The sequence below is a fragment of the Terriglobus albidus genome (genome assembly GCF_008000815.1).
GTDB classification, from domain to species: Bacteria; Acidobacteriota; Terriglobia; order Terriglobales; family Acidobacteriaceae; genus Terriglobus; species Terriglobus albidus_A.
In genome coordinates this window covers 2,760,901-2,783,198 of the sequence record NZ_CP042806.1, presented here as the reverse complement: position 1 = coordinate 2,783,198, position 22,298 = coordinate 2,760,901, and the positions used below count along the sequence as shown (strand labels likewise).

General features: G+C 57.4%; 16 protein-coding genes. 6 read left to right on the top strand and 10 right to left on the bottom strand.

Annotated elements, in window-relative coordinates:
* The first annotated feature begins 5 nt into the window (after positions 1-5).
* Positions 6-2,042: a potassium-transporting ATPase subunit KdpB gene (kdpB, locus tag FTW19_RS11015; RefSeq protein WP_147647671.1), complete on the top strand. Its 2,037-nt coding sequence runs from the start codon at positions 6-8 to the stop codon at positions 2,040-2,042.
* 11 nt (positions 2,043-2,053) lie between these two features.
* Positions 2,054-2,605, top strand: a complete 552-nt coding sequence (gene kdpC / locus FTW19_RS11010; protein WP_147647670.1) for a potassium-transporting ATPase subunit KdpC — start codon at positions 2,054-2,056, stop codon at positions 2,603-2,605.
* A 311-nt stretch (positions 2,606-2,916) separates the two neighbouring features.
* On the opposite strand, the gene FTW19_RS11005 is transcribed toward kdpC, so the two are convergent.
* From FTW19_RS11005 to FTW19_RS10995, 3 genes are read right to left on the bottom strand one after another with little or no spacing between them, the layout of a single operon-like run.
* Positions 2,917-4,014: an aldose epimerase family protein gene (locus FTW19_RS11005; RefSeq protein WP_147647669.1), complete on the bottom strand. Its 1,098-nt coding sequence runs from the start codon at positions 4,012-4,014 to the stop codon at positions 2,917-2,919.
* Positions 4,015-4,033: 19 nt separating this feature from the next.
* A complete protein-coding gene (locus FTW19_RS11000; RefSeq protein WP_147647668.1) occupies positions 4,034-5,635 on the bottom strand; it encodes a ribulokinase in 1,602 nt (533 codons plus the stop codon).
* 7 nt (positions 5,636-5,642) lie between these two features.
* A complete protein-coding gene (locus FTW19_RS10995) occupies positions 5,643-6,329 on the bottom strand; it encodes an L-ribulose-5-phosphate 4-epimerase (RefSeq protein ID WP_147647667.1) in 687 nt (228 codons plus the stop codon).
* A 145-nt stretch (positions 6,330-6,474) separates the two neighbouring features.
* On the opposite strand from FTW19_RS10995, the gene araA reads away from it, so the two are divergent.
* Together araA and FTW19_RS10985 are read left to right on the top strand one after the other, a co-directional pair.
* On the top strand, positions 6,475-7,935 hold the full coding sequence (gene araA, locus FTW19_RS10990) for an L-arabinose isomerase (protein ID WP_147647666.1): 1,461 nt from the start codon (positions 6,475-6,477) through the stop codon (positions 7,933-7,935).
* Positions 7,936-8,080: 145 nt separating this feature from the next.
* Positions 8,081-9,154, top strand: a complete 1,074-nt coding sequence (locus FTW19_RS10985) for a LacI family DNA-binding transcriptional regulator (protein WP_246153679.1) — start codon at positions 8,081-8,083, stop codon at positions 9,152-9,154.
* Here FTW19_RS10985 and FTW19_RS10980 read toward each other — a convergent pair.
* Both FTW19_RS10980 and FTW19_RS10975 read right to left on the bottom strand, forming a co-directional pair.
* Positions 9,151-10,548, bottom strand: coding sequence for a sensor histidine kinase (locus tag FTW19_RS10980; protein WP_147647665.1), 1,398 nt, complete (start codon positions 10,546-10,548; stop codon positions 9,151-9,153). The genes FTW19_RS10985 and FTW19_RS10980 overlap by 4 nt on opposite strands.
* Positions 10,545-11,225, bottom strand: a complete 681-nt coding sequence (locus FTW19_RS10975; protein WP_147647664.1) for a response regulator transcription factor — start codon at positions 11,223-11,225, stop codon at positions 10,545-10,547. Before FTW19_RS10975 ends, FTW19_RS10980 begins: the two co-directional genes overlap by 4 nt.
* A 356-nt stretch (positions 11,226-11,581) precedes the next feature.
* On the opposite strand from FTW19_RS10975, the gene FTW19_RS10970 reads away from it, so the two are divergent.
* On the top strand, positions 11,582-11,980 hold the full coding sequence (locus FTW19_RS10970) for a hypothetical protein (protein ID WP_147647663.1): 399 nt from the start codon (positions 11,582-11,584) through the stop codon (positions 11,978-11,980).
* 47 nt (positions 11,981-12,027) lie between these two features.
* Positions 12,028-15,612: a TonB-dependent receptor gene (locus FTW19_RS10965; RefSeq protein WP_147647662.1), complete on the top strand. Its 3,585-nt coding sequence runs from the start codon at positions 12,028-12,030 to the stop codon at positions 15,610-15,612.
* 83 nt (positions 15,613-15,695) lie between these two features.
* Here the strand turns inward: FTW19_RS10965 and FTW19_RS10960 are convergent, their stop codons facing one another.
* From FTW19_RS10960 to FTW19_RS10940, 5 genes are all read right to left on the bottom strand, one after another.
* Positions 15,696-18,419: a TonB-dependent receptor gene (locus FTW19_RS10960; protein ID WP_147647661.1), complete on the bottom strand. Its 2,724-nt coding sequence runs from the start codon at positions 18,417-18,419 to the stop codon at positions 15,696-15,698.
* Complete coding sequence (locus FTW19_RS10955) at positions 18,416-19,342, bottom strand: PmoA family protein (protein WP_147647660.1); 927 nt, start codon at positions 19,340-19,342, stop codon at positions 18,416-18,418. Before FTW19_RS10955 ends, FTW19_RS10960 begins: the two co-directional genes overlap by 4 nt.
* Before the next feature lie 124 nt (positions 19,343-19,466).
* Positions 19,467-20,252 carry a ThuA domain-containing protein gene (locus FTW19_RS10950; RefSeq protein WP_187143419.1) on the bottom strand — a complete coding sequence of 262 codons (786 nt, stop codon included), beginning with the start codon at positions 20,250-20,252 and terminating at the stop codon, positions 19,467-19,469.
* Between the two features lie 63 nt (positions 20,253-20,315).
* A complete protein-coding gene (locus tag FTW19_RS10945) occupies positions 20,316-21,512 on the bottom strand; it encodes an MFS transporter (protein ID WP_246153678.1) in 1,197 nt (398 codons plus the stop codon).
* Between the two features lie 11 nt (positions 21,513-21,523).
* The gene (locus FTW19_RS10940; protein WP_147647658.1) at positions 21,524-22,297 is read right to left on the bottom strand and encodes a 3-ketoacyl-ACP reductase; all 774 of its coding nucleotides are present in this window, start codon (positions 22,295-22,297) and stop codon (positions 21,524-21,526) included.
* Position 22,298 lies beyond the last annotated feature (1 nt).

Below are 22,298 nucleotides of genomic sequence, written 5' to 3'. Positions count from 1 at the left end.
CGGAGATGTCGCACGCAAAACGCCGCTCCATGTTTGATCGCAAGATCGTTCGCCGCGCCGCGGTGGATGCACTGCTGAAGCTTTCCCCCAAGGTCATGATGAAGAATCCCGTCATGTTCGTGGTGGAGATCGGCAGCGTACTCACCACAGTCCTGCTCATTCTCAATCTCATTACCAAGCGTGGGCACTTCCAGTTCGATCTGCAGATCACGCTCTGGCTTTGGTTCACGGTCCTGTTTGCGAACTTCGCTGAAGCCATGGCCGAAGGCCGCGGCAAAGCGCAGGCCGATGCCCTGCGCCAGGCAAAGTCAGAGACGACTGCTTTCCGCGTTGGCAAAAACGGCGTCGAGCAAGTCGCCAGCTCGCAACTGCGAGCGGGTGATGTCGTACAGGTCAGCGCCGGGCAGATGATCCCAGGCGATGGCGAAGTCATTGAAGGCATCGCTTCGGTGGATGAATCGGCCATCACCGGTGAATCTGCTCCGGTGATCCGTGAAGCAGGCGGTGACCGTTCCGCCGTCACCGGTGGAACGCGTGTTCTCAGCGACGTCATCACGGTCCGCATCACCTCCAACCCGGGTGAGACCTTCCTCGATCGCATGATCGCTCTGGTGGAAGGCGCGGAACGACAGAAGACGCCGAACGAGATCGCGCTGAATATCTTGCTGGCCGGACTGACCATCATCTTTCTGCTAGCCGTGGTCACGCTGCAACCCTTCGCGATCTATTCCGCCGCACCGCAGACGGTCTTCGTTCTGGTCTCGCTGCTGGTCTGTCTGATTCCGACAACCATCGGAGGCCTGCTCTCGGCCATCGGCATCGCCGGTATGGATCGCCTGGTACAGCACAATGTGCTGGCGACCTCAGGACGTGCCGTGGAGGCCGCAGGCGACGTCAATACCCTTCTGCTGGACAAGACCGGAACCATCACCATCGGCAATCGCCAGGCGTCGGAGTTCGTACCCGCTTCAGGCGTAAAGGCCGAAGTGCTTGCCGATGCTGCCCAGCTCTCATCGCTCGCAGACGAGACTCCGGAAGGACGTTCTATCGTTGTTCTGGCGAAGGAGAAGTACAACCTTCGCGGACGCGAGCTGGGACAGATGCATGCTGAGTTCGTTCCCTTCTCCGCGACCACACGTATGAGTGGCATCGAGGTGGAAGGCAGAAGCATCCGTAAAGGAGCGGTCGACGCCATCGCCCGCTACCTGCAAGAGCACGGCTCGACGATGCCCGCCGAGGTGCGCGCAGCCGTGGAGACGATCGCACGCAGCGGCGGCACCCCCCTGGTCGTTGCTGAGAACGGGACGGCTCTCGGCGTCATTCACCTGAAGGACGTTGTGAAAGGCGGCATGCGCGAGCGCTTCGATCAGCTTCGCGCCATGGGCATTCGCACGGTCATGATCACCGGCGACAATCCGTTGACCGCGGCAGCCATTGCGCGAGAGGCGGGCGTGGACGACTTCCTGGCGGAAGCGAAACCCAAGGACAAGATGGACCTGATCAAGCGCGAGCAGGCCGAAGGCAAGCTGGTGGCCATGACTGGCGACGGCACCAACGACGCTCCCGCACTCGCACAGGCCGACGTGGGCGTCGCCATGAACAGCGGTACGCAGGCGGCAAAAGAGGCAGGCAATATGGTCGACCTCGACAGCAACCCGACGAAGCTGATCGAGATTGTGGCCATCGGCAAACAGTTGCTGATGACCCGAGGCGCCCTGACCACCTTCTCCATCGCTAACGATGTGGCGAAGTACTTTGCCATCATTCCGGCAATGTTCGCGGGCTTCTTCCCGGTGCTGAATGCGTTGAACATCATGCACCTGCACAACGCGGAGTCAGCCATCCTTTCGGCCATCATCTTCAACGCACTGATCATCATTGCCCTGATTCCGCTGGCACTGCGCGGTGTCAGCTACCGGCCAATGTCCGCTGCCGCGCTGTTGCAGCGCAACCTGCTGGTGTATGGACTGGGCGGCATCATCGTACCGTTTGTCGGCATCAAGGTGATTGATATCGTCATCGTCGCCATGCATCTTGCATAGAGGAACTCACCATGAAGAAACATCTCATTACCGCAACCCTCTATACCCTGGTTACAGCTGTGCTACTGGGGATTGTCTACCCGCTGGCAATCACCGCGATCTCACAGCTTGTCTTTCGGGATAAGGCGAATGGACAGCTTGTGACCCAGAAGGGTGAGCTGATCGGCTCAAAGCTGATCGGCCAACCCTTCACCGGGCCGACCTACTTTCATAGCCGGCCTTCGGCGGCCGGTACTGGCTATGACGCATCGGCCTCCAGCGGATCGAATCTCGCTCCGACGAACAAGGCATTAGTCGATCGCGTCACCGCGAGCGTTGCTGCTGAAAAGGTGAGCGACGTCCCGGTGGATCTAGTCACTGCCTCTGGGTCGGGTCTTGATCCGGACATCTCGCCCGCTGCGGCATTGGCCCAGGTACCGCGGGTAGCAGCCGAGCGCCATCTGGATGAAGCCAAACTGCGGACGTTCGTGGAAGGCCACATCACTGATCGTCAGTTTGGTTTGTTGGGAGAACCGCGCGTGAATGTACTGGCATTGAATCTGGCACTTGATGGTGGAATCTAGACAGAACAACTGAATCTGTATTGAAAATGGGTATCGGCTTTGGCTCTGTCCTTTGAGCCAAGGTTGATACCCATTTTCTTCAGGGCAGGTTTAGCATTGCCCTCAGCGGCTGAAGCCGCTTTCCTGTGAGACTTCCTACGGGACGGCTAAAGCCGTCCCCTTAAGCAAGACATTCGCGCTTCAGCGCGAAGTGCCTACGCAATGCGTGGAGATCTTAGTCTCGGTCAACAACGCTGACCGAAGAGGCTTCAGAAACTGCAATGGCCAGATACCCTTCCGGTGTCTGGCCATTGCTTTTAGTCATGTGATCTTTAGTGGGCTACGCCGAAGGTGAAGACCGTCGACGAGGTGCGTACTTCGCCGGGTTTCAGCAGAGTGGTCGGGAAACCTGGCTTGTTGGGTGAATCGGGATAGTGCTGTGTCTCAAGGCAGAGACCCATGCGCTTGGTGTACTTCACACCACCGCGTCCTGTCAACGAGCCATCCAGAAAGTTACCGGAGTAGAACTGTACACCCGGCTCCGTGGTGGTGACCGTCAGCGTGCGTCCGCTCTTCGGCTCAACCACTTCAGCCGCGAGCTTCATCACGCCGTTCGGTCCATTCAGGATCCAGTTATGGTCATATCCACCGGCAACGGTGAGCTGCTCGAAGTTGGCGCTGATACGCTCGCCGATCGCATGGGCGGTACGGAAGTCCATCGGTGTGCCTTCGACGACATCCATATTTCCGGTCGGGATCAACGTCTTTGAGGTGGGCGTGTAGTGGTTAGCATTGATGCGGATCTGATGTCCAAGGATATCTTCCGTTCCACCCGTGAGATTGAAGTAGGTATGATTCGTGAGATTGACGACGGTGGCCTTATCGGTCGTCATACGGTAGTCGATGCGAAGGGCGCTGCCCTTCAGCGTATAGGTAACCTGCGCGGTCAACTTGCCGGGAAAGCCCATGTCGCCGTCAGGAGAGATAAGAGTCAGTTCCACGCCATTCGGCACCTGTTTCGCTGTCCACAACTTCTTGTCGAAGCCAACCGGGCCGCCATGCAGGGCGTTCGGACCATCGTTCGTGGGCACCTGATAGGTTTGGCCATCGATTTTGAATTGACCGAGGGCGATGCGGTTACCGTAACGGCCGACCACAGCACCGTTGTAGGTCTTGTCCTTCAACCACTCAGGAAGCGTATCGAAGCCCAGCATCACGTCGGCGACTTTGCCAGTGCGATCAGCCGTCTTGATGCTGATGAGCTTCGCTCCATAGGTCATGACCTTCGCTTCGACCTGCGGGCTCTTGAGGGTGTAGATATCTACTCCCTGTCCGTCCGGCATTTTGCCGAAAGCCGCCTTCGTTACCTGGCCCATGGCATGCAGAGCCATTCCAGTCATCATCACAGCCGTCAACCACCGCTTGAACATCCGTTTCTCCTCGTGTGCTTCAGGCGTTGCCTGTTGTGTCCATCGCCAGACTCTCCCGGGCGATCTCGCGAAGTTGGGGAAGGACATCTCCCAGAACCGCCGCGGATGCATCCGGACGTCCAAAAGCAAAGTACACCTTACGGTAAAGCGCGTACAGGCGTTCATAGACGGCCGCAGCCTTCGCCTCTGGCATGTAGGTCTTGAACGGCAGGCAGAGCGCGGCTTGTGCGGCCTCGATCGACGGGTAAACCCCAGCAGCAACCAGCGCGATGATGCCGGAACCGAGGCTGGTAGGTACACCGTCGGGAACAAGCACCGGCTTGTTCAGAACATTTGCATAGATCTGGTTCAGGGTTGCGTTGTTCTGCGGGATGCCGCCGCCATTGATGACCCGTTCCACCGGAACTCCGTACTCTTCCATGCGCTCCAGGATGATGCGCGTGTGGAAGGCCGTGCCTTCAATAGCGGCATGCAGCTCGTCCTGTGCCGTATGAATGAGGTTCCAGCCGAGGGTGATACCTCCCAGCTCCGGATTCACCAGAACCGTGCGGTCTCCGTTATCCCAGCTCAGGCGAAGCAGACCGGTCTGGCCGGCACGATAGCTCTCCAATCCCTGGGCCAGTTCTTTCACGTTCTTCCCGGCACGTCGCGCAATCGCTTCAAAGATGTCGCCGACAGCAGACAGGCCGGCTTCAATACCGGTGAGCTGCGGGTCAACGCTGCCTGGAACCACACCGCAGACTCCGGGGACGAGCTGCGTCTTCTCCGCCATAGCGATGATGCAGGTCGAGGTGCCAACGACATTGACGACATCGCCCTCTTTGCAGCCCGCTCCTAGTGCATCCCAATGGGCGTCGAAGGCTCCTACAGGAATAGGAATGCCCGCCTTCAAGCCCATACGGTCGGCCCAGTGTGGATGCAGCCCTCCGTAAATATGGTCGGAGGTCAGATATTCGCCGCCGATCTTCTCCCGAATGCCCTCGAGCAGCGGGTCGACCTTGACCAGAAACTCTTCCGAAGGCATGCCTCCCCACTTCGGATTCCACATCCACTTGTGGCCCATGGCGCAGACAGATCGCTTGATCCCGGCGGGATCAGTAACACCGGTAAGCGTTGCCGCCACCATGTCACAGTTCTCGATCGCGGTTCCGAACCGGCCGCGCTCCTCCGAGGTTGCATTACGGAGCCAATGCAGCAGCTTCGCCCATCCCCACTCGTGGGAATAAACGCCGCCGCACCATTCGATTGCTTCCAGTCCCGTCGTATGGGCCAGCTCGGTGATCTCACGGGCCTCTCGGTGTGCGCGATGATCGCACCACAGATAGTACGGCCCAATAGGCTGCATCGCGTCGTCCACCATCAGCACGCTGGAACCGGTGGTATCCAGCGCCATCGCGGCGACATCTTCACCGCGCGTACCGGCCTGCTCCAAAACCTGCCGCGTGGCCCGGACCAGGGCTTCCATCTGATCGTCGTGAGACTGCGTGGCATAGTCCGGATCTTCGCGACGGCGATGCAGCGGATACTCGGCGACTGCTGTGCCAAGTCTTCCCTTCTCCGAATCCAATAAGGTCACACGAACGCTGAGCGTTCCAAAGTCTGCGCCTGCAACGATAGCCATCTTTTCCTTACCTCTGTCCGTAGGTGGCGTTGGCGCCATGTTTGCGGAAGTAATGCCGGTCCAGCAATGCCTGCGACACGCCGGCAGTGGAATTTAACAGCACGGTCATAAAAGCCATCTTCGCCACGGCCTCCAGAACGACCGCATTGTGTGCGGCGTCCATCGGATCGCGGCCCCAGGCAAAGGGTGCATGTCCAGCCACCAGAACTGCAGGAACGGCCAGCGGATCGATGCCCTTGAACCGTTCGGTAATCGCATACCCGGTATTCAGCACGTAATCACCGTTGATCTCCTCGTCCGTCAGCTCGCGAGTGCATGGGACGGGACCGTGGAAGTAGTCCGCATGGGTGGTTCCCAGCGCGGGGATCTCACGGCCGGACTGAGCCCATGCCGTAGCGTTTTCGGAATGGGTGTGCACCACTCCACCAACACTTGGGAATGCGCGGTAAAGCTCCAGGTGGGTCTTCAGGTCGCTGGAGGGTCGGAGATCGCCTTCCCTGATATTGCCGTCAAGATCGCAGACCACCATGTGTTCCGGGCGAAGCGCGTCATAGTCCACGCCGCTCGGCTTGATGACTACCAGACCGCTTTCGCGGTCGATACCGCTGGCGTTGCCAAAGGTATAGAGCACGAGGCCGCGGCGTACGAGGTCAAGGTTGGCTTCGAGCGTTTTCTCTTTCAGTTCCTGCAGCATGTCGCACCTTATGTGGAATTGCGGTGAGTATACGTTTTCTGAAGAACCCGGAACAAGTAGAGGCAAGCAGGTTATCAGGGTACCCTTGCAACTCTTTGGGTAAACGATTACCGTGAAGGGGGCAATGCGAAAGGAAAACGTATCGATGGCATCGACAGCTTCTCTGGAAATCTGGTTTGTGACCGGCAGCCAGCACCTCTATGGTCCTGAAACCCTGGCAACGGTCGCGGAGAACTCTTCGAAAATTGCCGCATCGCTCGACAGCAGCACAGCTATTCCCGCAAAGGTGGTCTGGAAGCCAACGCTGACCTCTCCTGAAGCGATTCGAGACCTGTGCCAGGAGGCCAATTCCAGCAAGAGCTGCATTGGATTGGTGCTGTGGATGCATACGTTTTCTCCGGCCAAGATGTGGATCGCCGGCCTGTCGCTGCTGCGCAAGCCGATCCTGCAGCTCCACACTCAGTTCAACCGCGAGCTGCCGTGGGCGACCATCGACATGGACTTTATGAATCTGAACCAGGCCGCCCATGGCGACCGTGAGTTCGGACACATCACCGCCAGACTCCGTCTACCCAGAAAGGTCGTCGTCGGCTACTTCGAAGATCCCGAGACCGTCGCCGAGATTGGCGTCTGGAGCCGCGCCGCGCTCGGCTGGCACGAATCCCAGAACCTGAAGGTCGCCCGCTTTGGCGACAACATGCGTCACGTTGCCGTCACCGAAGGCGACAAGGTCGAGGCTCAGCGTGTTTTTGGGTACACCGTCTCCGGCTATGGCATCGGCGACCTTACCGACCGCATGGCGCAGTTCAGCGATCAGGAGGTCGCCAGACTGGTCAGCGAATACCGTCAGAGCTACTCGATCGCGAGCCAGCATGACCGGGCCGACTCGCTGACCGTAGCCGCCCGCATTGAGCTTGGACTGCGCGCATTTCTGACGGAAGGCGGTTTCGGCGCATTTACCGACACCTTTGAAGATCTGCACGGCATGGGTCAGCTCCCTGGCATCGCGACACAGCGTCTGATGGCTGATGGCTTTGGATTCGGCGGAGAAGGCGACTGGAAGACGGCCGCACTGGTACGGGTGATGAAGGTGATGGCGCAGGGCCTGACGGGCGGAACTTCGTTCATGGAGGACTACACCTACGATTTCTCCGGCACACCCAAGGTGCTGGGATCGCACATGCTGGAGATCTGCCCTTCCATCGCCGACGCCAAACCCTCGCTTGAGGTTCATCCTCTCGGCATTGGCGGCAAGGCGGACCCAGTTCGTCTGGTCTTCAATACTCCCGCGGGTCCGGCCATTGTTGCCAGCGTTGTTGATATGGGCGACCGTTTCCGTATGATTGTCAACGATGTGGATGTAATTCCTGCGGAGCACGATCTGCCCCGTCTGCCAGTCGCACGGGCCGTCTGGATTCCACGACCGAGCCTGAAGGCAGCAGCAGCCGCGTGGATCTATGCCGGAGGAGCGCACCACACAGGTTTCAGCCAGGCGCTTACGATGGAGCACATGGAAGACTTTGCAGCGATTGCCGGAATTGAGCTGATCCGCATCGATGCCGAGACCAGGCTGCGCGATATCCGCCAGGCACTAACGCGCGGCTAGAGCATTTTTCCTGAAGGTGTAATGTAGTGCTTACACATAATAGGGCATTTTCCGCAATGAAAACGCCATTGCACTCGCCTTCCGGGATACCCAGCAACAGGAAAACGCTCTAGAAGGCGCCGGGCAGAGATGAGGATCGATCGGTTTGAAAAAACGCAAGCGGTCAGACGCCAGGAACGCTAAAAGCCGTCTGGATATTCGCACTGTGGCTCACGCGGCCGGAGTTTCGGTGGCAACCGTATCGCGGGTCATCAATAAGGTCCCGTCTGTCGATCCTGCCCTGGCAAAGAAGGTATGGGAATCAATTCAGAAGCTTGGGTATGTTCCGAATACCCAGGCTCGCGCCCTGGTATCAGGCCGCAGCAAGCTGCTCGGGGTCATCATCTCCGACATCACTAATCCCTTCTTTCCGGAGCTGATTCAGGGCTTCGAGGACAAGGCCGTCGAAGTTGGCTACGAGACACTCATCGGCTCGACCAACTACGACCTGCAGCGCATGGAGCAGTGCGTACAGCGCATGCTGGAGCGCAAGGTCGAAGGCGTTGCGGTGATGACCTTCGGTATCGAAGAGCCGCTTCTCGATCGCCTGGCATCGCAGGGCATCCCAATGGTCTTTATCGACCTGGCTCCGAAGAAGAAGGGCATTTCGACGATCAGGGTGGATTACCAGAAAGGGATCCACGAGGCAGTGCAGCATCTGGCCGTACTCGGACACCGGAGGCTTGCATTCATCTCCGGACCCGACCGGCTTCACTCTGCCGTGGCCCGGCTGCAGGCCTTTCGTAGCGCCGTCGACGAGATCGGATTGCGCGTGCCGGAGAGCTACATCTTTCACGGAGACCATACCGTGGAAGGCGGTGAACGTGGTGTTGATCACCTGCTTGCCCTCAGCAAGCCACCTACCGCCATCATGTGCTCGAACGACATGACCGCCATCGGCGCCATGCATGCACTCTCACGGGCAGGGTTGTCGATTCCCAAAGATATCTCCCTGATCGGATTCGATGACATCCGTATCAGCGAATACATGCTGCCGCCGCTCACCACAATCCGCATGTCCGGACGGGACATTGCCGCCAGTGCCGTGACGGCGCTGCTCGACACCTCCACGCCTCCGCGGGACGTTGAAACGAAGCTGGTGGTACGTCAAACCACTTCGGTACCGGCCGGCACACTCGCCGACCTGCGCAAGAAATCCGGGAAGGCTCGCTCTCGCTAACCTGTCCTTCCGGCTCTCGACACCGGAAGCGTCACCGTGACAATGGCGCCTCCGGCTCGATGATTGCCGATCTCGATGCTTCCGCCGGCACGATCGCAGATCGCCTTACAGATCGAGAGACCGAGACCGGTGCCACCGCTCTTCCGGCTGCGTGACGGATCACCGCGATAGAACGGTTCAAACAGGTGAGGACGATCTTCCTCCGCAATGCCTTCACCATGGTCGCGAATGGTCAACGTTGCCGTAGGTCCATCAGACCGCAGGGCGATTTCAACCGCCCCGTGATCAGGACTATGCTGCAGGGCATTCACGATCAGGTTGGAACAAAGAAGCGCCGCATCTCGCGCATCCACGGGAACGGAGACGGCTGCCACAGGAGAGGCCATCAAGGTGACTTTGTTCAGCGAAGCAAACGAAGCGCTCTGGGTGACGTTGTCCTGCAGGACCTGGTGCAGGGCACACGTTGGCGAAACGGCATCGGCAGGCTGCTCCAGGCGCGCAAGCGTCAGCATCTGCTGCACCGTCTCTTCCAGCCGCGTGAAATCTTCAAGGGCGATACCGAGGCCCTTTCCATACTCCTCGACGCTCCGCTCCTTCATGGTGAGTAACTGCAGCGACGATTTAACAATGGCGAGGTCTGTCTTCAGCTCATGCGCTGCATCGCGAGTGAAGCGCTTCTGCTGCTCAAAGGAACTCTGAAGCCGGTTGACGGTTCGCTCAATAGCAGATGCGAGCGGTCGCAGCTCCGCAAGGTGCATCGCGACTTCCGGCGCGGTAAAGCTCCAATGCACAGAGTTCACCTTGTCCGCCTCAGATGCCAGCACATGGATCGGAGACAGTAGTCTGCGAATCATCCAGACGAGCAGAACCGCCGTAACCCCCAGCAAGATCGCTGTCGCGAGCATGAAAAAGCGTGTCGCCTCCCAGATCTCGTGCCACACACGGCCATCCGGCTGTCCGTAGAGAATGTGCACCTGGTGGATCACAGCACTTGGGGTTCCGGGATCGACGACCCGTTCTCCATCAAGAGCAAAGAAGCGATAGGAGTGACCGTTAATTTTGACTCGCCGAAAAGAATCGGGCTCGATGGTGAGGTCCGGTACCGGCCCCTCGGCGCCGAGAACGTGTCCCTCGCCGTCAGTTACGCGATACACCGCGTGCGGCGTTCGAGGAATTCTGCGCACATCGAGGCCAATGTTGGGGGAAGAGTCTTCCGCTTCCTGCACGGCGCCTAAAAACGCGTTTGCGGAGGCCCTGAGGTTGGCATCGAAGGCACTGTACTCATCCTGATGCTCATTGACGATGACAGCGACGATCAGCAGAACTGCGGCGAGCCCTTCCAGAAGCAGCACAGCGGTAATAAGCCGCCGCGTGATCGAACTACCCTGGTTCACGACGAAGCTTCCTCACTCAACCGGTATCCACGGTGCCGCAGGGTTTCGATCAGAGGCTCTGTTCCTTGAAGGTTCAGCTTACGGCGGAGATTGGAGATGTGGGCCTCAATGACGTTGGAGTGATGCTCCCACTCGAAGTCGTAGAGATGCTCAAGCAACTCCTGCTTTGAGACGATCGCACGTGGACGATACGAGAGGTACTGCAGGATGCGGTATTCCATCGGCGAGAGGTCGATCTCCTGACCACGCCGCTTTACCGTCTGGCGGACGGTGTCAATCTCCATGTCGGCGACCTGGATGATGGTTGAGGAGACACCCTTCGCCCGGCGGATAAGCGCCTTGACGCGGGCCAGCAGTTCGCCCAGATCAAACGGCTTGGCCAGGTAATCGTCTGCTCCGCTGTTAAGCAGGTCGACGATCGTCTCTTTGCCCTCGAGCGCCGTCAGCACCAGGACGGGAGTGCGGGACTTCGTCTGCCGAAGCTCGGTCAGGACCCGCTTGCCACTTTTCCCTGGCAGCATCAGGTCCAGGATGATGGCATCGAAGATATCCTGCACCGCCATGTGAGACCCGGTAATACCATCAGCCGCGTAATCGACCGCAAAACCCGCCTCGCGAAGCGCCTGGGCAATATTCTCCGCGAGCCGTTTTTCATCCTCAATGATGAGAAGACGCACTCTTATACCTCATCCATATTGTCTCTGCCATGGCTTAATACCGGCTGAATAGCACACCGTAGCAGATTTCCCGTGTCGCACGGGCACGCTTCCCCTTGTCTCCTCACAACCGCACACCGACGGAAAGGCCCGGAGATAGCGGTAACAAAGGATATATCGGTATATCACTATGGAAACAGATATCTCCGCTGAGGCTGCCACTAGGACATTTGACTGATGTTCATCTATGGCCTAGGCAAATAAGCTTGCCCGCAAGCAGAAAAATTGAGCTTTTACGCCATAAACGCGCAAAAAGCCTGTAAAAATCTGTCCGCTTTGTTTGGCTTCTCCGTTTTCCTAGTTCCCCCTGTGGAGTAATGGCAGTGAAACTAAGCCAGCGCATCGCATTTTGTTCGTTCAGTTGTTTTGTCGGTTCGGCGACTCATCTTCTCTTTGCCCAGACGGCTGTCGAAGGTCTGCGCGGAGTGGTTGCCGGCGCCGCAGGAACGCGTGTGGGCGCTCTCACGCCGATCCTCCCTGGAATAGACATTGTCCAGGGATTTGCCTCGCACCCCTTCGGACCTTCCACGCTGACAGTAGAACCGGACACTTCCTTCACGCCACGGCAAAGCTTGGATTCATCGACCTCGCGATTCCACCCCGAGTCGACTCACGACGATCTCGCCCAAAACTTACATTCACTTCGATCTTCCGCTGGGCAAGATGCAGTACCGGAAGATCCGCTACAGGTTCTGGCTCCCACAACAAAGAAGTAGAGATAAGCAGCACCTTCACGCAGCACCAACACTTTTAGGAGACACCGATGCGGCAACGAATTCGATTCTTTCGATTCATGACGATGTTGCTCCTGGCTGTCTGTAGCAGCTTTGCTATGGCCCAGACGATCACCGGCAGCATCAACGGTACCGTGACCGACGCTTCCGGCGCCGTTATTCCAAACGCCAGTGTCGTCGCAACGAATGTGGATACCGGGGTTGAGACTCCCACCACAACCAACAGTGAAGGCATCTACAGCCTTCGCTTCCTGCAGATCGGCAACTATAAGGTAACGATCACCTCTTCGGGGTTCGCTACCACAACGTATGGCCCCTTCGCTCTGGAGACGGGTCAAAATGCAAAGATTGACGGCAAGCTGGGGGTTGCGAATCAATCGCAGAAGGTTACCGTCGAAGCTGAGGTCGCACCTCTCCTCAATACCGAGAGTCCAACCCTTGCTACTACGTTGGATACTCGCGCCATTGAGAACCTTCCTCTGGTTAGCCGCAATCTCAATGCCCTGACAATGTTCCTTCCCGGCGCGATCAGCACCTCGCCGAACAGCTTCGTCAGCAATGCCTCGATCTCCGGTCCGCTCAGCGGAAACAATCCGGCAAATGCCAGCAGCAATAGCTCGGTCTCCGTCAACGGCAACCGTCAACAAACTAATCAGTATCTGCTTGATGGTATGAACATCAATCAGACGCTGGACGACACGCCGGGCTACAACCCCAGCGTTGATGCGATCGGTCAGGTTCAGGTCATCTCTGCCAACGCTCCCGCGGAATACGGGAATGTACTCGGCGGCGATATTCTCTATCAGACCAAGAGCGGCACGAACCAGTTTCACGGCAGTGCCTTCTACTTCCTCGGCAATCACCTTTTGAATGCCAACACCTGGGCCAACAAGCACGGATCGACCATTGTTCCAAGGAGCACCTTCACTCGCAGCATCTTCGGCGCGACGTTTGGCGGTCCTATCTTCAAAGATAAGCTCTTCTTCTTCGGTGACTACCAGGGTGGCCGTTATCACTCCGGTGGTAGCGGACTCGCGACCGTGCTCACCGACAAGATGCGCAATGGCGATTTTTCTGAACTGCTCAACCCGGCTCTGATGTGCTCCGGCGATCCAGGTGGAGTCTGCGCGAACAACGCTCGTCTGATCGAGTTGTACGATGCGACGACCGCGGGTAATCCCAGATACGCCAATAACCAGATCACGATCTCCAACCCCGCGGCGCAGTATCTATTGGCGCATCCTGAGCTCTATCCGCGTGCAAACCGTGCGCCGGATGCCAGCAACACTCCGGCTCGCAACAACTACGTTGGTCCCACCAAACAGCGTAACTATGGCAACCAGTTCGATATCAAGGTTGACTGGAAGGCTACGCAAAAGGACAACCTGTCTGTCCGCTTCTCGTATGCGAACCAGGGACAGACGACACAGAATGTTCTTCCTACCAGCTTCGCCAGCGCCCCCACCTTCCCGGTACGCGGCGTTGCCATCAATGAGATCCATAGCTTCAACTCAGCGATGGTCAATGAGTTCCGCGCCGGCTACACTCGCATTCAGAATAATGGCGCGGTTTTGCTTGATCCTACCGGGGTCTTTGGCCTCCGGGGAGACAGCGTTCTCGGCATCGGAAGCAGTAATCCGGTCAATCAGCAGTTTGCCGGCTTCTCTGCTCTTGGCTTCACCAACTCCAATAGCCCACAGGGTTTTCTGGCAACCAACGGAACCGAATACACCACCCTCGGCAACCAGAATACCGGGACAAACTACACCATCAACACCTTCCTGTATGGTGACAACTTCACTTGGCTCAAGGATCGCCACACCTTCAAATTTGGTGTGCAGTTCCTGCGCCAGCAACAGAACAACTTCTATCCGGGTAATGACGGCTCACTCGGCGGTTTCTTCTATCTCGGACCGGGAACCTCCAGTAACACCACGCTTGCCAACGGACACAGCACCGGCTACACCGCCGCTGACTTCCTTCTGAACCGAGCCGGTTTCAAGAGTATTGGCGGCGTCGCCGGTCCGGTCGGCATGCGTCAGTGGCGCAATGCCTACTTCATCCAGGACGACTGGAAGGTCCTTCCAACCCTTACCCTTAACCTCGGTATCCGCTACGAGTACTCGCAGCCGATCTATGAAGTCAACCGCAAGATGTCGACCATCGACCCCGCGAATCCCGGCAGGATTATCGTCGACGGCAACAATACCTCCGTATGCCAGCCGTTCGGCCTCCCCTGCATCACAGCCAGTGCTGCTGGCTATGGCCGCGGATTGGTTGACCCGTACTACGGCAGCATCATGCCTCGCATTGGTTTTGCCCTGTCGGTGAGTCCTAAGTTCGTCGTTCGCGCCGGATATGGCCTGCAGAACTATATGGAAGGCACCGGCGCAAACCTCCGTATGACCACCAACCTTCCCTTCCAGTCAGCCTCGCAGCTCAGCGGAAATCTGCCTGGTACAGGCAATACCGCTGGTTCCTTCTATAACGTACAGGGTGGTTTTGGAGCAGCCTCGGCGCTCTCGAACGTCTATAACGTCTGGAACAAGAAGATCAAGCCGGCATTCATCAGCATCTATAACCTGACGCTGGAGTATCAGTTCACCAGCACAGCCTCCCTTCAGGTCGGCTATGCCGGCGAGTCTGGTCAGCACCTGGTTACCGCAAACCAGCGCAACCAGCTGCATAATCCCTGCGTCATCAACGGAGCTCCGGTAGCCGTCAACACGGCCAACCCCAACCCGGCTTGCCTCACCTTGGCTCCGGCTCCCTTCTACACAACTCCAGGTGTGGGCTATAACGGCGTGATTCGTTACACCGACTCGAATGCCGCGATGAACTACAACTCCCTGCAGGTCAGCTTCCGCCAGCGCGCCTGGCATGGTCTGCAGTACACCGCCAACTACACCTACAGCAAGGGACTCACCAACAGCACCGGCTTCTATGGTGTGCCCAGTGTTACGGTAGGCAGCGCATATGCAGAAAATGTCTATGATCTCCACTCAGAATGGGGTCCCATCGGACAGGACATCCGTCATGCTCTCAACTACAACCTGGTGTATGACCTGCCGATCGGCCGCAGCCGGATGCTCGGCAGAAATATGCCGCTGATCCTCGACGAAGTCATCGGTGGATGGAAACTGGGTATGACCGGTATCTCCTACTATGCAGGATTCCCCGTCAACATCAGCGCAACCAACAACTCCATGGTCAATGGCAACTCACAGCGTGCAAATCACTATCGCCCGTTGAAGATTGTCAATCGTTCCATCAACAACTGGTTCGGAACTGATCCGTCGGCGATTCCGTGCGCCGCCGGCGTAGACAATGGTGTCTGCGCTTACGGACAGCCCGCACCTGGAACCTTCGGCAGCACTCGTCCTACCTCGGAACGCGCACCAGGTTTCCAGACCTACGGAGCCTCCATTACCAAGGACTTCACGATCTGGAATGAGCATCAGATCAACTTCCGCGCTGATGCCGATAACCTCTTCAACAGTGCCTACTGGTCTAATCCATCCAGCAACGTAGGCTCGCCTGCAACCTTCGGCCAGATTACGGCCGTCCGCAACAATCCTCGTAACATGCAGTTGTCAGTCAAATATCACTTCTAGGCGAACGCAAAATTCCGCTTAGCATTCCAACAAATAATAAGAAGGCCCGGCTTATGCTGGGCCTTCTTATTTGCGATCAACCTCTAAAAGATGAGCCGGGCGGCCAACTGGAACTGGCGGGCTGGATCTGCATTCGTGATTCCGGACTTCGGTGTGAGGAAGCTTGCCAGAGGTGTCGCGCCTTCTCCAAACACATTGTTGACTGTAATGAAGTTATGGCGGTTGAAGAGATTGTCGGCTTCGACGCGCGCCTCTATCTGCAGATGCCGTTCCAGGGAAAACCTCCGGGAAAACGCCGCATCGACATTCGCCTGCAGCGGTGTGCGGAATGAGTTCCGTGCATATCCGACAGGACGATCGACCGCGTAGCTGTCTCCGTTGTTGTCATCGCCGGTAATGGGATTCACCGGAAGTCCGGAAGCGAGAGTCACAACAGACACGAGCTGAAAGCGCGCTGGAAGCTGAGCCCAGGCGTTCGCGACGAACCGGTCTCTCTGATAGAAATCTCCGGGCCCACGCTCGGCACTCGCCAGGTTATTCCACTCATTGGGAACCCCGCTATTGGCATCGGAGTAGAACATCGCATAGCTGACAGAGTTCGAGAGTACGTAGTGCGCTGCCAGTCGAAGACGTGTTCCAGCCTGCTGTGTAATGCCCACATCAAGCGCGCTATACGCGCTTGACGCAGTGTTTTCGATGACCGCAATATCCCTCACGGGAAGTCTCGCATAGGTCTGATAGGGACGTGTTGCATCCGCGGCAGCCGCTGCCCCGGCGAGCGTACCTCCGCGGTATTGTCCCGATGCCGTTCTGATGAAAGGAACAGGATGGTTGATATCGTTCACGCGCATCTGCTTCAGCGTGTGAACGTACAATCCGGAAATCTCGAGCGTAAGTCCGTGTCCAAGATTCTGTTCCAGGGCGGCGGACACCTGCGATGCATATGGATTTGCGAGCCGGGCCGGACGCAAATAGAGATCGCGCTTCCCTCCCGAAACTCCATTCGGCGGTGCAATCAGCGAATTAGGGAACGTCGGGAATCCTGCCGCGCCATAGTTCAAGGAGTACGTTGCCGTAGGAGCGTTTGGTCCAAGCGTGAGGAAACGGCGAGAGATATAGAGATAGTACTGGTCGTAAAACAGGCCATAGGCCCCGCGCAGAATAGTCTTCCCATTCCCTCGGATGTCCCACGCGAGACCTAACCGTGGAGCAAAGTTCGCATCATTATCCGTAAGCGTCTGGAACTCATACCGCAGGCCGAGACTAGCGCTCAATCGAGAGTTCAACTTTACGTTGTCTTCAACAAAAGCGTTCAGCTCCGTCTGCTTGTATTGCAGAAATGCAGTCCCGAAGGTCTGACTATAACTAAGCGGGTGTTCGTTTGGCTGCGGAGCTCCTGACGCAAAAGTGTAGGTGCCGAACGGAGTATAGGAATAGTCTTTCGCGCGAAGATAAGAGAGTTCCATTCCGATCTTCCAGTCGTTTCGTCGCTGATGAATCGAGACGAGATCTCCCGCGGTGTAACTCTGGGCATGCACCCAGTTGGCAGTGGAGTAGCCTTCAGTGCTGTAATTGGGCCTCACCACCGAAACCGACGACTGCAATGGAATGGCTGTATCCGGGAAATAGTTCACGAACGAAAAGCGAGCCTGGTTCACCTTATTGTGAAAGACTGCCTGCTCCGCCACCTGTCCGCCCCACGACTGCGTGCGTGCGTACCGGCCCGTACTCGGCTGATTGAAGCCGGAGATACGATCGTTCACGTTATTCGATTCGTAGTGATTTCCGTTGAATCGAACCATAAGCGATTGTGTCGATGTGAGCTGACGGTCGAAGCGTAAAAGCGGGTAGTACTCCTTGACCTTGCCATTGAAGAAACCTGGCAGGGGCGACTGGATATAAGCACCGCGAGTCTGCTGTGCCCCCTCATAGCTGGCGAAGAACGTAGTACGGTCGCCGCCAAGCGGTCCGCCGACAAGCGCTCCCCAGTCTTCGCGCTCGTTTGGGATATGGAAGGCGGCAAGCGGAGCGGATGCCTGAATACCGCTGGGACGGATGTAAGCGAATGCCTCTCCGTGATACTGCGGACCACCCGCCCTGGTTGTAATTGCGAGGATGCCGCTGGTGGAGACGCCATACTGCGCGGAGTAGTTCCCCGTGAGCACCTTCATCTCCTGAGTCGCTCCCATCGAGACGACCTCTGTCGGTGTAACCGAATAGATCCAGTCGTATGTCGTGGTCCCATCCAGAACGTATGCGGTATTGCGATAGGAGGCGGCATTGATGGAGAGGCGATTGCTGTCCTGATAGTCTGCCCCCAGACCAATCGCCTGCCGCACGTGAGGGTCGAGAAGCGCAGACTTGGCTGTCGAACGCGTGACCGTGGGCAGTTCGCTCAGATCCTGCCGGGAGACCGTCTGGCTGATTGCGACGCCTCCGTTACCGGCATCCCACATCTTCGCGGAGACATCGATTGAGTCCTGAACCCCGGAAAGCTCCAGCATCACATCCACGCTGCGGGCTTCCCCTGTCCTCAGTACCGGAACCGTGCGGGTCGCGGTGTGCAATCCGGGCGCTTCCACTGTCAGCGTACAGGGGCAATTTCCCGGCAACTGAAAGCTGTACCTTCCGTCAGAGTCCGTGCGTGCTGCAAGCCGGTAGGTCTTGCCACTCAACGTGACCTGCGCGTTGCGAAGCGGAGAAGTCGCAACTGTGACACGTCCGCCGACCTCAACCACCTGGCCGTATATCCACGGAGAAGAAAACACCCCGAACAGACAAATCCCAATCGCACCCAAGACCTTCATTGCGCGGCGAACTCTTTGAAGGCAGCAGCCACTGAAAAATCTCCAGGGTGGATGAGAATCCGATAGCGGAAACGAAGATCCTTTCCGGCTTCCAGCGTGATGCTGCCGTCAGGCAGGTCTTTCGAGAAGTCATGTTGCGCGAATGGGCTGGCAAAGATCATGGCATACGGACGGACATGCCATGGTGTGGGGTGACGAGGATTTCTGGGTGAGTCCATGATTGCAACACCGATCTTTTCCCCGCCAAGATCCGCCTGCCAATCAGCCCATGGAGAATGCGTACCACGCACGTGGTCCGCGCCCGTGACACCTTCAGCGTTCTTTACAACGCCTCCATGACTCTCTTCGAATGGGGTCGCCAGACGGAGACCTAACAAAGCATCATGATCATCTTCAAAGGCGATCTTCTTGTCCGCCTTGAGATCCACATCGACATCGAAGAACCTGTTCCGCTCGGTACCGGCATAGAAAGTCAAGGTCAGGGTTTCGTGCAGGACAGCCTCACCATTGGGTCCCACCCATGCGGCAACGACAGTGACGTCACCCTTCCGTTTGCCCTGGTGCAGGGCGAGTACGCGTTGGAAGACGATCTTCCCTTTATGCGCCCGGTCGGAACCAGGTTCGTTCTCCCAGAAATCCATACCGCTGACATGTTCCGCACCAATCCAGACACTCCGCTGATGGGGATGGTCCGTCGACTCGCCAGGGATCTGCTCCATGGGAAATCCACGCGTTACCGGCTTTCCGGACGCGGAACGAAGGGGATAGAGATACGGTTTATTTGCGTCGTCTCCCTTATGGAGAGAGGTAAACGGCTGACCATCGATAACGACATCGATGCGGTCACGGTTTTCAGTGATGCTGACCTGGGCAATCGCCGGCATAGAGACGGCGATAAGACATACGAAGACGGACTTCAACATGAACGGGCAGACTCTTATGGTTAGAGTTGTGTACGGAACACGACATAGACATTATCAGAGTTTTGTGTCACTGCTGTGTGAATGGATTTCCAATCTTCCGCACACATACCCGTCTGGGATCAGGTCAACGCATCTCCTCTGCTCCGCTAGCCCACTTAATACCGCGCCGGATGAGATTGAGGATGATCGGATCCTCATAGTCTTCCTTGTTATGTCCGAGCGCCAGGTAGAACTCACGTCCTCCATCGAAGGTGTGATACCACGCAACTGGCAGCATCTCCGGATAGCTGTTGAGATCCAGCTTCATCTTCTCCGTGTTGACGAGTGTCGACTTCCTTACGCCGAGTAGAGGATGGACGTCAGGATTCATCAGCGTAAAGAAGTAGCACTCATCTTTGTGTTGCAGGTGGGCAGGCAAATCCTTGGTGAAAGGACTGACGTGATCCAACACATCCACCGTCAGTATCTGCTGCGGTGGATGCTCGACAAACCTGCCTCCAAGAACTGAAGCAAAGTATGGCCAGGTGCGTTCCGAACCGGAAGCCGAATGAAGCCCAACAAACCCGCCGCCGTGTTCGATATAGCCTTTGAAGGCATCACGTTGCTGATCCGTCAGGAAGGCTTCGTTGTTGGTATTGGCAAAGACAAGTACGGCGTAACGGCTGAGGCGTGCCGGCTCAAAATACTCCGGATCGGCGGTCACATCGACCTCTAACCCAGCCTCCGTGCCAAGTTTCGTGACGGCGGCCACACTGGCGGCGATATTGTCGTGCACGTAGCCCTTTCCATTGCGGGTGTAGATCAACATGCCATGACGGTCGTTCTGGGCGTTCGCTGCACTGGATAGCAACGACGCGGCAACAAGGGCAACCGCCGACAGATAGGAGCCAATCTTCTTTTGTTTCTCCATCGCCACTCCAAGATTCATCGCAAAGTCTACATCCCAAAACCGCGTGCGGGCCTTCGCTAATCCCTAGGCATCCGCCCGCATCAGTTCCCTGCCTCGCTGCTCCCTACGGACAGCAAGTGCTGCCGCAAGCAGTGCGAAAGTAATGAGCTCAAAAACGGCCAGCGCTCTTGCATATCCCAATGAGTCGCGGAGCGCATACTCCACCATCACGCATGGAGCTCCCAGGAGAACCCCAAACTGATAGACAAGTCCGGGGAAGAGCCCGCGTGCGCCTTCCGGGGCGAGCTCATTGAGATGAGCCGGAATCACGCCGAAGGCTCCCTGCACGCCGAACTGCATCATGAAGGCGCCTGCAGCAAGCCACGCGACCGACCCTCCAAATGCCCATGCGGGCACGGCCAACAGGCAGATCAGCAATGCCATATAGATGCTGTTGCGCCGGCCTAGCCAATCCGAAACACGGCCAAAGACAACCGCTCCCAGAACGGCGCCGACGTTATAGAAGATCGCCATATTAGCCGCCGAGCGCAGACTAAATCCGTGCACCACGCGAAGGAAGTCGGGATAGAGATCCTGCGTTCCGTGAGAGAGACAGGTGATCAGCGTCATCAGAACCGTAAGCAGGACGAAGTTGCCCCAATGAGCACCGATCGTGCGCAGAAGATTCGGACGAGCTTCCGTGGATACCTGTCGATAGGTATCTGACGAAAATAAAATCAGCAGGACAATCAAGACCGCAAGACAGAGCCCGCTCCAGAAGAGCCATTGCCATCCAACGGCTGGAGCAAGTGTTCGCGCCATCAACGCTGCGAGCAGATATCCCAGAGAGTAGCCTGCCTGCAGAATTCCAGAAAAGAGTCCGCGCAGGGATACAGGGCAGCTCTCCATCACCAGTGCAGCGCCGACACCCCAGTAACCACCCATGCCGATGCCATAGAGCGCGCGCAGCACGAGGAAGACCGAGAAGCTTGGAGCTAACGGGGTCAGCGCGGTAATGAGGGAGAAATAAAGCACGCAGCAGAGGAGCGGAATGCGACGTCCCCAGCGGTCGGCACAGAAGCCGAAGAGGAACGCTCCCAGAGGCCGCATGACCAGCGTGGCAGTGATGGTGGCAACAATCGATCCTTTGCTAACGCCGAAGTGCGCCGCAAGCGCATCCATGACAAAAACGAGGATGAAGAAGTCATACGCATCGAGCACCCAGCCAAGGATGCCGCTGGCCACTGCAAAACCCCACCGCCTGTTTCCTGTTGCGATCAATCCACACGCTCCTATAACCGCGGTACAGTCAGTCCACCATCCAGATGCAGAACAGAACCAGTTGCATAGGGGATCTCACCGCGGGCGAGCACACTCACAGCTCGTCCGACGTCTTCAGGAGTTCCCCAACGTGCCTCAAGCAGAAGACCTTCCTGGATGAGACGGTCGTATTTTTCTTTCACGGCACTGGTCATGTCGGTTGCGATGATGCCTGGCCGGACCTCGTAAACTGAGATGCCATACTCTGCAAGGCGAACTGCCCATAAACGGCTCGCCATCGCGATGCCCGCCTTCGAGATGCAATAGTCACCGCGGTTGACGCTGACAACCTCTGCGGAGACGGAACCCACATGGATGATCGCGCGGTGTACCCTGCTCTCGGCTTGCTGCCGAATCATCCACTGAGCCGCAGATTGCGTAAGGAAGTACGGGCCCTGCAGATTCGTGCGGATCAGCTCCTCAAAGCTTGCTTCATCAGCTTCGAGGATATCGGCACGGCGGCGCGGCGCCATCCCGGCGTTATTCACCAAAACATCCAGGCGGCCGAATGCCTCTTCCGTGGCGTTGAGCAGCGCCTCGCGATCATCGCGAGATGAGACATCCGCGCGAAGGTAACGGACGGTTGCCCCCCGCTGCTCCAGCGACATCAGGAATGGGTCAACCTCTTCCTCGCTGCGCCGGCCTGTCAGCATCAGATCAAAGCCGTCGGAGGCGAGGCGTTCTGCGATCCCTGCGCCGATACCCCGTGTTCCCCCAGTGATGAGTGCAACGTTCCGTGTCGTCATG